Below are 11427 nucleotides of genomic sequence, written 5' to 3'. Positions count from 1 at the left end.
ATGGTGTTATCTGAGTGGAGTGAGGTCTGGGCCATTTTTCTCTATAATTGCGCAGGTGCCGACGTTATTCGGCTTGTTTCCTGATTGCGCTGGGTCTAAAAGCCAAAGATATGTGGCACTGGTCCAAATTATCCTCCGTTAAATGGCTCGATGCATGGGAAGAGCGTTTCTATGGCAACCCGAATAGCGTGATCGATGAGATCAAGGGGGGAAAGAGTATCCGTGTTCAGATCTACTGTGAGAGTAAGGAGGAAGCTCTGGTTATCCAAAAGCAATTTGGCGGTTCCGTTCGTCAATTGAAGATGGAGAATTGGGCGGCAATCAATGAGGTGGCCAAGCCTCCTTTGAAAATCCGTGATGCTATCATTATCAGTGGAAGCCGCGATGAGGAGGTAATCTCTCAGCTCCAAGAGGAATATCCGAAGAGACATTTGATCAAGATGCCTGCGGAGATGGCCTTCGGTACTGGTGATCACGCGACAACATCTACCTGCCTGCGCTTTCTCGTCGATATTGCTCGCGAACGCAAAGGGACTGAGTGGGAGATGCTGGACCTCGGTTGTGGGACCTCCGTGCTGGCGATTGCTGCCAAAATGATGGGAGCCAAGGCTGCGGAAGCCCACGATTTTGATCCTCAGGCCGTCAGGGTCTCTAAGCAGAATTTGAAATTGAACGAGATCAAAGGCATCAAAGTATTGGAGAAGGACGTTCTCAAGTGGACTCCAGAGAGGCAATGGGAAGTCGTAGCTGCAAACTTATTCTCCTCTATCCTGCAAGAAGCGTTTCCGACGATTGTGAAGGCCATGCTTTCTGGCGGAGATCTGGTGATATCTGGTATTCTCAAGGATCAATGGGAAGCTACCAAAGCTGTCGCTGAGCAGAATGGCCTCGAGTTTAGTCAAGTCGTGACCAAAGGGAAGTGGGTCGGAGCTCGCGCCAAAAAACGCTAGTCCATGGCCGCGATTGGTCAGTTTTCATGAAGCTGGCATGATAATTTTGCAATGCTGCCCATTTCACTTGCAAGCTGGGTAGGATGAGGTCATTAATGCATCAACTCCGGAGGGGGAGTTGACGTTTTCCATCTAACTGTTGCTTCGCCTCCTGGCGGAACGTTTATATTTTTAACAGCAGCTAGTATGGAAAGCATATCATCACGTATCGAAAAAGTCTCTCCTTCCCTGACCCTTAGCATCACGAATCAAGCTAAGGCAATGAAGGCAAGGGGTGAGGAAGTCTACGGACTCGCAGGCGGCGAGCCAGAAATGGATACACCTGAATTCATCAAGGAAGCCTGCATCAAGGCCATTCAGGAAGGTAAAACCAAGTACACACCTGCTGCAGGTATTCCTGAGCTTCGTGAGGCCATTGCTGAAAAACTGAAGGATGAGAACGGCATCGATTACGATCCTCGTCAGATTTCGGTCAACAGCGGTGCCAAGCATTCCTGCATGAATGCCATTATGGCCATCATTGAAGAAGGTGACGAAGTGATCATTCCTGCTCCATACTGGGTATCTTATCCGGAAATGGTGCGCTTGGTTGGTGGTGAGCCAGTGATCGTAGAAACCAAGGAAGAAAATGGTTGGAAGATCACTCCTGAGGAATTCGAGGCTAACATGACTGGCCGTACGAAGATGATCATTCTGAACACCCCGGGTAACCCTACAGGCGCAGTTTACACAGAAGAAGAGCTTCGCGCGATTGGTGAAGTCGCTCTCATGGAGGACATCATCATTCTTTCCGACGAAATTTACGAAAAGCTGATCTATGGTGAAGCCAAGCACGTCAGCATCGCTTCCCTCAGCAAGGAACTATACGACCTGACCATCACCATCGGTGGCTTCTCCAAGGCATACTCCATGACTGGATGGCGTGTTGGTTACACTGCGGCTCCCAAGGAGATCGCTGAGGCGATTGCCAATCTTCAGGGGCACACCACTTCCAATGCTTGTACATTTTCTCAGTACGGTGCTTTGGCTGCTCTCAAGGAAGAAAGCACCTTCATCGAAGACCTCAGAGCTGAGTACGACGTTCGTCGCCAGTTCATGTACGCCAGACTCGCTGCCATTCCAAATGTCAGCGTAGTAGAGCCTGAGGGCGCATTCTACTTCCTCGTCAACTGTGAGCAGCTGGGCATGACTTCCGTCAACCTCTGTGACAAGCTTCTAAACCGCTATCGCGTGGCCGCCGTTCCTGGCATTGCCTTCGGAAACGACAACTGCATCCGACTCAGCTACTGCACGACTCTGGATGTTCTCAATGAAGGTCTTACCCGATTTGAGGAATTCTGTAAGTCTCACTAAGCTGATTCACAAATTTCTTATCAAACGGCACCTGAGATCAGGTGCCGTTTTTTTTGTGCTGACGTATTTGCAGGAACATAATTCGTTTTTGGCGATAGTAATGGCCTCTCAAGTACGTTAGATTGTTACTATGAAGCTCAGAAGTATTCCCTTGGCCATGGCACTGCTTGGTTTGTGCGGTGTTGGCTTGATGGCTGTAGCCCAAAAGAAAGACGAGAAAGAAGTCAGTAAGCAAGAGAAGGTGGCTGCGGCATTGCCTGAAAAGGCCCCGGCTGAAGCCAAGAAGAAGCGCAAGCTTCTAGTTTTCTCCGTAACTCGCGGATTTCGTCACGGCTCCATTGGTACAGGGAAGATGGCCCTGCAAATGATGGGCGAGAAAACAGGCGCCTATGAAGCGGTTGTCAGTGATGATCTGGCCAACTTTGAAGAAGACAAAATCAAGCAGTTTGATGCGATCTGCTTCCTGAACACAACTATGGAAGTGTTCCTGCCTCCTAAAGGGCAGTGGAACAAGATGAGCGATGAGGAGAAGAAGAAAGCTGAAGAGCGCGATGCGCGCCTCAAAAAGAACCTTCTCCAGTATGTGAAGAATGGCGGAGGCTTTGTAGGGATCCATGCCGCATCCGATACGTTCTACAAATGGTCCGAGTATGGTGACATGCTGGGTGGCTACTTTGATGGGCACCCATGGAGAAGCAATACCAGTGTTTCAATCAAGGTTGAAAAGGGTAAGGAGAAGCACCCTATCGTGGCGAACCTGAATGGTGAGTCTTTGAACTTTAAAGAGGAGATCTATCAGCTCAAAGATCCGTATGATTCAAGCAAAGTGAACATGCTTCTGCGTCTCGATACCGAGAAGTCTGATATGAAAGTGAAAGGGATCAAGCGCACCGACAATGATTTTGGAGTGAGCTGGACCAAGCCATATGGTGAGGGCAGAGTCTTTTACTGCTCACTTGGGCACAATGACTACATCTACTGGCACCCGAAAGTGCTGGGAATCTACCTTGCAGGTATCCAATGGGCTTGCGGTGATCTTGAAGTAGAATAATCACCGAGCTGGTTGAATTTGATAAGGCGCGCTTAGGCTTTTGCTTGGGTGCGCTTTTTTATTTGCTCAATAGCCCAGGTGGCATGTTCGCTCACTAGTTCATTATCTCCCTGAGCGAGTGGCCGCAGGAGGTCAATGTCAGCCTCTGTGCCTGTATTGCCCAGTGCGATACAGACATTGCGGATAAAGCGCGGGTGCTTGATGCGTTTGATGGGGGACTTGGCGAAAATCCTACGGAAATCGTCCTCATCAATTTGCACCAGATCTCTCAGGCTATGTTGGAAGATCTCCTGTTTTGCATGTAGCTGGGTGTGTCGGCTGATTTGGGCAAAACGGTTCCACGGGCAGACCTCGAGACAGACATCGCACCCATAGATGCGGTTGCCCATCAATGGGCGTAGATCCTGGGGGATACTGCCGAGGTGCTCGATCGTGAGGTAGGAGATGCATTTGCGCGCATCGACCCTGTGTGGGCCAGTGATGGCTCCTGTGGGGCAGTTGTCTATACAGCGGGTGCATTTGCCGCAATGGTCGCCAAACGGGCTGTCAGGCGTCAGATCTAGTGTGGTAATCAGTTCACAGAGGAAGAACCAGGTACCAAACTTGCGGTGGATTTGGACGGTGGACTTGCCATTCCAGCCCAAGCCTGCATCCGTGGCGAAATCACGTTCCAGAACCGGACCTGTATCTACGTAGTAGCGCTGCTGGCCACCCATTTCCTCCATGGCAAGGTTCAGATCACGGAGCTTTTCATCAATGATATCATGATAATCTTCATTCCAAGAATATCGCGCGATCTTAAAATCGTGTTCTGCGGGCTGGTCACCGGGGTAATAGTTGAGCGCCAGGGTCACGATCGACTTGGCTCCGGGCAGGACTTCGCGTGGATCCACCCGACGGTGCTGATTTCTTTCCAGCCAGGCCATATCGCCGGCGCAACCGTCCTCTACCCATTGCAAATAGTCGTCAGCATGGGTAGCTGTTTTGGCCGCAGCTATCCTGCAGTCGCTGAAGCCCAATTGCTTGGCGATATGCTGGATATTGGATTTGAGAATGTCTGCGTTTGGCTGCACTGCAGGGCACGATAGGGCTTACTGGAGAGAATGCCAGCGTTCAAAGGAAGTCATTTTATAAAAATGTAATTTTGATCTATTTTTGCCTTGCAAGGAAGCGCAAGTCTCCATAGAAACGCCGCGCCCGAGGGTGCTAGCCAAAAGCAAGCAACCAAAGGCAAGACAGAAAGGAAAAAGGGTAGGTGGCCGAGTGGTTAAAGGCGGCAGACTGTAAATCTGCTCACGAAAGTGTACACTGGTTCGAATCCAGTCCTGCCCACCACCTTTCAGATAAAGGACTTACGAGTGAATCGTAAGTCCTTTTTTGTTGTCCGTACTAGATCTGCTTGCCAGTTGCTTGCCACTTTTCACGGATCCGAATAGGAGCTTTCTGATCCACTCTGAGCCGTATGTTGATGACCAAAATATTTTTTCAGATCGGCTTTCAGGTAGTTTGGCATCCTTAAGTGTTAGTGTTGAGGTGGAGCACATCGTCTGTCTGCGGTGCTCGCTATCACGGTGCAGTGGATCGTAGTAGCTGATACAGTGGCTTTGCTGAGGCTAGTGATTGGTCGATGTTGTTTTCTGGATTGGCTACAAATTCGTACTATGGTTTCCATCTTTGGAAACTACAGTGGAGGAGGTGTTCCCTTGCTACTGAAGATTTCTCCTGGTGAGCTTTCTACTGACCATCGGTGGGTTCAGTAAGCTCGTGTAAAGATGGTTATAAATGTGAGTATTAAAAAACTTGTTTTTGTGTATTTTCAAGGTGTTTACTTTTAGTAGGTTGACGAGGTTTTTTATGGGGATGCTGGTGTGATTATAAAATCAGTGTTTGACTAAGGATGGGGTTTTTGACTTGTTGGTATTAGCAATACACAGGTGTCTGTTAGTGCTAACAGGTGCCGCGTTTTCTTTTAGTAATAAGATTCTACTTACATCATGATCAAAAACCGTCGATTGATTCAATCTGCATCCTTTGGTGCGGCCTTAACCTGCTTAGGTGGCTCAGTTTTCGCTGGAGAACCCGGCAAGCTCACCCGTGAAATCTGGAACAATGTCGAAGGTGGGAAAGTAGAGAATCTAACGGTTCTTCCTCAGTTCCACGGTGGTGCGGACAGTGTGTCCACCATCTCCGGCGCCGAGGCGCCTAGCAACGTGGCGAACAACTACGGCTCACGCCTGCGCGGCTACATCATCGCCCCGGTGACTGGTGACTACACCTTCTGGGAATCCGGTGATGATGCGGTCGAACTCTGGATGTCTGAGACACCGAGTAAATTTGATGCCAAGAAAGTAGCTTGGCACGGTGGCTGGACCTCAAAGAACCAGTGGGACAAGTACGCGACCCAGAAGTCCGAAGCCGTCCGCCTGACTGCCGGTCAGAAATACTACATCGAACTCCGCCACAAGGAAGCGAACGGAGGCGACCACCTTTCCCTGGCCTGGTCCTACCGTGAGGTGCAGCCGGGAGTGAATCTCGCGCTCGAGGCTGGCGTTGTGGCCACCCAGTCTACCACCTACCCGGGTGGAGCCGCATCCAATGCCATCGACGGCAATACCAGCGGTGTCACTGCTGAAGGCGACCCGATTTCCCACACCAAGAACCAGGACGGCTCCTGGTGGCAGGTAGATCTCGGCACCATGCGCTCCATCGACCAAGTCGTGCTCTGGAACCGCAGCTCCTGGAGAAACCGCCTTTCCAACTTCCGCGTCAGCCTGCTCGATGACGATGGCACCGTGATGATCTCCAAGGATTTCCACACCGACGGCACCCACGTTGGTGAAAAACTTGAGTGGTGCCTCTGCAGCGCCATCAATGCCCAGACCGTGAAAGTCGAGCTGCTCGGCGTGACCGCGTCCGGTGAAAAGATCCTCGCGCTCGCGGAAGCACAGGTCTTCGGCCAGCTCTCACCCCAGCCGGTCATCGACCTGGCCCAGCAGTCCGGCGTGACCGTTTCCCAGTCCAGTACCTACCCGGGAGGAGACGCTGACAATGCCCTCGATACAAACACCGGCGGTGTCACCGCCAACGGGGACAAGATTTCACACACCCGGAACATCGAAGGTTCCTGGTGGCAGATCGACCTCGGTCAGGAAAAGACCGTCGAGCGCGTCCTGCTCTGGAACCGCAGCACCTGGCAGAAGCGCCTGGCGAACTACCGTGTCAGCTTCATCGCAGCGGACGGCTCCGTCGTCCACGCCCAGGACTACCACACCAATGGCACCTGGACAGGAGCCACTGAGGACATTGTGCTCAGCCACGCAGTCAGGGCCCAGAAGATCCGCGTCCAGAAGATCGCCGCAGATGCCTACGGCACCAATTTCATCTGCCTGGCAGAAGTCCAGGTCTTCGGGGCGGACGACCGCCTCGAGGTCAAACCTCGCGAGCTGGTAGACGCCAGTGCGCTGGAAAGCTACGACATTGAGCCTAACGACCTGGATGACGACGATCTGGATGATACCTGGGAAACTCTCAATGGCTTCGATACCTCCACCTGGCAGGATGGCATTTACGCCTATGATGCCGACAGCGACCGCGACTACATGAGCAACGCGGAGGAAGCCAAGCGCGGGATCGAGGCATTCATTCCTAACAGCGTACAAGGCACCCTCACCCTCGAGCAGTGGTACGGCGTTCCTTACTACTCCATCCACGAGGCCGCCCAGGAGTCTGACCACGTTTACGAGCAGGCGGACCACATCGAGTTTACCAATGCCAGCACCACGGGCGAGCATGTCCGCTGGAACATGGCCCAGCGCATGCGCGGCTACATCATCGCCCCGGAGACCGGCTCCTACCGTTTCTGGGTGAGCGGCACCAATGGCGTCCAGCTCTCCATCTCCACGGGCGAAGACAAGTACAGTAAGCGCGTGATCGCGGAAATGGGCCCAGAGCTCGGCACCGGCCACGGCATGCATATCAATGATTCTAACAAGTGGGACCGTTTCGTCTGCCAGATGTCAGAGGAGGTGCAGCTGGTCGCCGGCCAGAAGTACTTCATCGAGGTACTGCAGCAGCACGGCCACGGCCACTATCCGCACGCAGACCTCGCCTGGGCACGCCCCGGTCAGGAGCGTGAGGAAATCCCCGCCGAATACCTCTACAGCTACCACCACATCGCTGCCGACGAGGATGACGATTCCCTGCCGGATGCCTGGGAAACCGCCAAGGGTCTCAGCGCTACGGACAATGGCCTGCTCGATCGCGCCCGCGAAGGTGAGAACGGAGACTTTGACAACGACGGCCTGAACAACCGCGCCGAATACCTTGCCGGCACTGACCCGTGTAATGCGGATACCGACGGCGACGGCATCTCCGACGGCCAGGAAGTCAACAGCCACGGCACGGATCCGCTTCAGTCGGATGCTCCAGTGGAAACCATCGCCGGCACCGTGGACGTCACCACCTTCACAGACTCCGAGTACGGCTGGAACTACGTGGACGGCGGTCTGATCTCAGACACCTTCCGTGGCGAAATCAGCTGGAACGTGAACATCCCGACCACCGGCTCCTGGATCATCCAGGTGGACACCCGCCTGCGCGGTACCGTCTACGCCAATGAGACCGTACACGTGAATGCCTCCATCGACGGTACCCCGGTAGGCCGCTACGCCATCACCTACGGCGCCAGCCACAACGGCATCATGCGTGTGCTCACGCCTAACATCAGTGCAGGCACTCACAACCTGACTCTGGAAATTGATAACTTGTTAGGCCGCCGCACCGTGCAGATTGATTCCATCACCGTGCGCCAGCCTTCCGGTGCGGACTATGACGGGGACAACATCCCGGACTGGGTGGAGAACCAGCTTGCCGCCGTGGACTACGTCACGCCTCATGGTACTTCTTCCCGCACTTCCCCGGCCTTCATCGAGGGTGGGGCCCGCATCATCGACGGCCTCTTCCTCAATGGGAACGCCGTACTTCCGAGCACCGACTCCGAGCACTGGTACGCAAACCTGCCTCTCACCAATGGTGAAGACACCAGCTACACCGCGGCCTTTGCCAACGGCCAGCAGGTACAGGGAGACATCTACTGGTGGGCCACCAACGTGCTGGACAACGAATCACTCGTTATCCGCCAGGGCGACACCCTGAGACTGGGTTGCTGGGTCGGCGGAGGACCAGGTGCTAATACCGAGCACCCGAACAACCGCCAGAGCACCGGCAACGGCGTCGTCTCCACCCTCACCGTGGAAGGCCAGAGCACCACGCTTGGAAACAGCAAGGACGTCCTTCTGCACCAGTTCAATACCCCGGGTGTCTACACCGTGGACGCCAGCCACGTCACTGGCGCTACAGGGACTCTCAGCGTCACCGTCGTCGGAGCCCAGCTCCCTGACGACACGACCATCGTGCAGAACTCCGTCAGCTACCTCGACCTGACCGATGCCCAGGCCGACCGCAACCTCTTCTTCGAGACCGGCAAGGGCCTCAACCTCGTCTCCATCGAAGACATCGACACAGACAACTACCGCATGCGCCTCGATCCGGCCAATGGCGGCCACTACGGCCTCGTAGCCAGACTCTACGCCGGCGGCCCGATCGTCGACATCGGGGATGTGACCTCGGTCACTGTGACAGACGCTTTGCAGAACGGGCTGGACCAGACTTACGCCACCCAGAATTATCCGGGCTATTATCTGCTGACCACCCCAATGGTGGTTCAGGATCTGCCTCCAGGTGGAAAGGTGGTCGTGACCATCTTCCGTAACGGCGTCATGTTCCCGGACGGAACCAAGGAAATGACCTTCTACTATGAGGACTTGGTTGATGGTCTGGTCTACCTGCAGTTCCTGCTCCCAGAGGGTCAGAACGGAGGCTATTGCCACAATGTGAGTGTCTACGATGCCGACGGCAAGTTGCTCAACAAGCGATAGTCCTGAGTACACAAAGTAATTGAAGTACAGATTTCTGAACTGATGAGCAGAAAAGTATTTTTAGTCACCTTGCTTTGCGCGGTCACAGCCTTCGCTGGTTTCGTAGGCTGGGCGATGCGAGGAATGTCAGACAAGGGGGGGGAGCTAGCCGTGCAACAGACCCAAGACCTGGAGCTACCTTCAAATTCGCGTACAGCAGCCTTACCCCTGGATGAAGGGATTGAACAGATGAACGGGAGTGAGCTTGCTATGCAGGAAGATCTCTCTTCGGCTATCAGGGCTCTCACAGATCCTACGGTGTCCGAGCGTCTGCGGCTTGATCTGGCTCGTCGTATTGATACGGGGCTGGAGTCCGGTGATGTGGATTATCTCTTCGGCCTATTTCGCCATAACCCCGGCGGCGACAATAAAGTCTGGTGGGTAGTGCTCAATGAGATCATGCAACAGATGGACGCCAAAGGTGTCGGTGCTGACAGGTTTGAGGCGGAGCTCATCCAGCTAGTCAAGAGCAAGGGGGCTCATGAGGTCGCCCGGGACTACGCAGTCCAGCATCTGGCCTTGTGGATCAGGAACCAAGGCTCTGGCCTGAGCCCTGAGAGTTCTGAAGCCGTGAAAATGGGACAAGCCATGCAAGCCATCGCAGACACCATCACCGACCCGTCCCTGTCTGGAACTTCTATCCCGGGAACAGCGATCATGTCGCTGACCCAGGCATCCAGGCAGTTGCCAGAGGAGATCAGCGCTCCTGTCTGGCAGAGGCTAGACCCGCTTCTTAGCTCCATGATGAAGGGGGAAACCAAGGCAGATCTGGGTATGCGTACCTCCATCGTGCAGGCGGTGGCTTTGCGGGACAGCCAGGCCCACCTGCCTCTCATCCGGGAGATGGCCAGAGATGCCGAGATAGATCCTTCCATGCGACTGACATCGATTGCAGCGCTGGGTGTCTACCGCTCCGAGGAGGATAAAAGCTATTTGGAAAGCATCGCTAACAGCAACGACCGCTTTCGTTACGCAGCCCAGTCTGCACTCAAGAAATTTCAAAACTAATTAATCTACCAATCTCACAACCTACTTTTAATTCTATGAATCTACCATCTGTTCCACGATATTGTGTAACTAGCCCTCTGGCAGCGCTTGCCTTGGGAATTTCCCTGTTTTCAGTCAGTAGCCATCAGCTGGGGGCTACTCAGGTCAACCCTCCCTACACTGACCCATCCGGGCCCAAGTGCGGTCCTTGCTGTGAAGGCGGGGAGAATGTGCCGACTAATCCTTCTGGCTCCGGTACTAACAGTCTTCACTGGAATGTCGGGATCGGTGTCTCCAGGCAGGATAAGGACGTGGACATCCAGGTTCTTTCCAGGCAGCCCGCCGTCGAGGGGCACTCCGGCGGGACGAAGCGTACTTTCGAGCAGACCTTTGACAGCCTTTTTCACGATGATGCCATCGGACGTATTTCCCATAAGTTGGAATTGGATGTGGCTGACTTGTCAGGCGATGTCTTTGATCCGGCCGTCCTGAAAATTGCCAGTTCAGGCCATGATGAGCGGATCGAGCTGAACGGCTTTATCAATCAGGTTCTTACAGACAATGCTTTCACTCATGTCGACAAGAATACGGATGGCTTCAGGGTCAGGGTCTGGAACCGCATGGACATTAGCTTAGTCAAGCCATCGGGTGAGACCCTCTACACGGTACCTACTGAAGACCCTCTACAGGACATCACTTTCACCAAGCTGGCCGACTATCAGCTGCAGATCGTCACCAAGGAGGACTTTGGAGCTAGTGGAGTGAGCACCAAGACCCAGAAATTCGTGCAAGACACTGTCAATGACACGATGACCACCTACACTTATGAGGGTGAGGGAACGGGAGGGACACTAGTAGCCCGTGAGGAACTCACGTTCTCCAACAGGGGGGCACGCAAGTGGGACTATACCATCGAGAGAAAGCAGTACCGCGCTGACCTCAATGCAGATGGTACCTACGGAGCCGGTACTCTCGACCTGATAAATCATACCAGCGAAGTCTATCAGGATTTCTCGGAGAGCACCAATACGGCGGGCGGAGATCCGGGAGCCAAGAGACTGGTTTCAGTCGTGGTGGACCCTGGTACAGGAGGTGCTGCGCTGACGACCAC

The 11427-nt window shown here is 53.9% G+C and carries 7 protein-coding genes and 1 tRNA gene; 7 read left to right on the top strand and 1 reads right to left on the bottom strand.

The features are described from left to right. The first annotated feature begins 110 nt into the window (after positions 1-110). The 3 genes from BUB27_RS17330 (at position 111) to BUB27_RS17320 (ending at position 3354) form a co-directional block, all read left to right on the top strand. Positions 111-950: a 50S ribosomal protein L11 methyltransferase gene (locus BUB27_RS17330; RefSeq protein ID WP_143185154.1), complete on the top strand. Its 840-nt coding sequence runs from the start codon at positions 111-113 to the stop codon at positions 948-950. A gap of 186 nt (positions 951-1136) precedes the next feature. Beyond that, positions 1137-2303, top strand: a complete 1167-nt coding sequence (locus tag BUB27_RS17325) for a pyridoxal phosphate-dependent aminotransferase (RefSeq protein WP_143185153.1) — start codon at positions 1137-1139, stop codon at positions 2301-2303. A gap of 130 nt (positions 2304-2433) precedes the next feature. After that, on the top strand, positions 2434-3354 hold the full coding sequence (locus tag BUB27_RS17320) for a ThuA domain-containing protein (protein ID WP_143185152.1): 921 nt from the start codon (positions 2434-2436) through the stop codon (positions 3352-3354). A 32-nt stretch (positions 3355-3386) separates the two neighbouring features. Here the strand turns inward: BUB27_RS17320 and queG are convergent, their stop codons facing one another. Beyond that, the gene (queG, locus tag BUB27_RS17315) at positions 3387-4427 is read right to left on the bottom strand and encodes a tRNA epoxyqueuosine(34) reductase QueG (protein ID WP_143185151.1); all 1041 of its coding nucleotides are present in this window, start codon (positions 4425-4427) and stop codon (positions 3387-3389) included. Positions 4428-4603: 176 nt separating this feature from the next. On the opposite strand from queG, the gene BUB27_RS17310 reads away from it, so the two are divergent. From BUB27_RS17310 to BUB27_RS17295, 4 genes are all read left to right on the top strand, one after another. Next, positions 4604-4689, top strand: a tRNA-Tyr gene (locus BUB27_RS17310). A 659-nt stretch (positions 4690-5348) separates the two neighbouring features. Continuing rightward, positions 5349-9290, top strand: coding sequence for a galactose-binding domain-containing protein (locus tag BUB27_RS17305; RefSeq protein WP_143185150.1), 3942 nt, complete (start codon positions 5349-5351; stop codon positions 9288-9290). A gap of 42 nt (positions 9291-9332) precedes the next feature. Continuing rightward, entirely contained in the window at positions 9333-10337 is a 1005-nt protein-coding gene (locus BUB27_RS17300) for a HEAT repeat domain-containing protein (RefSeq protein ID WP_143185149.1), read from the top strand. A gap of 35 nt (positions 10338-10372) precedes the next feature. Then, positions 10373-11427, top strand: a 1055-nt coding sequence (locus BUB27_RS17295; protein WP_143185148.1) for a hypothetical protein, incomplete at its 3' end; no start/stop codon positions are given.

This window comes from Rubritalea squalenifaciens DSM 18772 (assembly GCF_900141815.1).
GTDB lineage: Bacteria > Verrucomicrobiota > Verrucomicrobiia > Verrucomicrobiales > Akkermansiaceae > Rubritalea > Rubritalea squalenifaciens.
This window is presented reverse-complemented; position numbering and strand designations above follow the sequence as displayed.

Coding starts and splice junctions, on each gene's coding strand:
- BUB27_RS17330 (WP_143185154.1), top strand. CDS start 111: ATGTGGCACTGGTCCAAATTATCCTCCGTTAAATGGCTCGATGCATGG.
- BUB27_RS17325 (WP_143185153.1), top strand. CDS start 1,137: ATGGAAAGCATATCATCACGTATCGAAAAAGTCTCTCCTTCCCTGACC.
- BUB27_RS17305 (WP_143185150.1), top strand. CDS start 5,349: ATGATCAAAAACCGTCGATTGATTCAATCTGCATCCTTTGGTGCGGCC.
- BUB27_RS17320 (WP_143185152.1), top strand. CDS start 2,434: ATGAAGCTCAGAAGTATTCCCTTGGCCATGGCACTGCTTGGTTTGTGC.
- BUB27_RS17300 (WP_143185149.1), top strand. CDS start 9,333: ATGAGCAGAAAAGTATTTTTAGTCACCTTGCTTTGCGCGGTCACAGCC.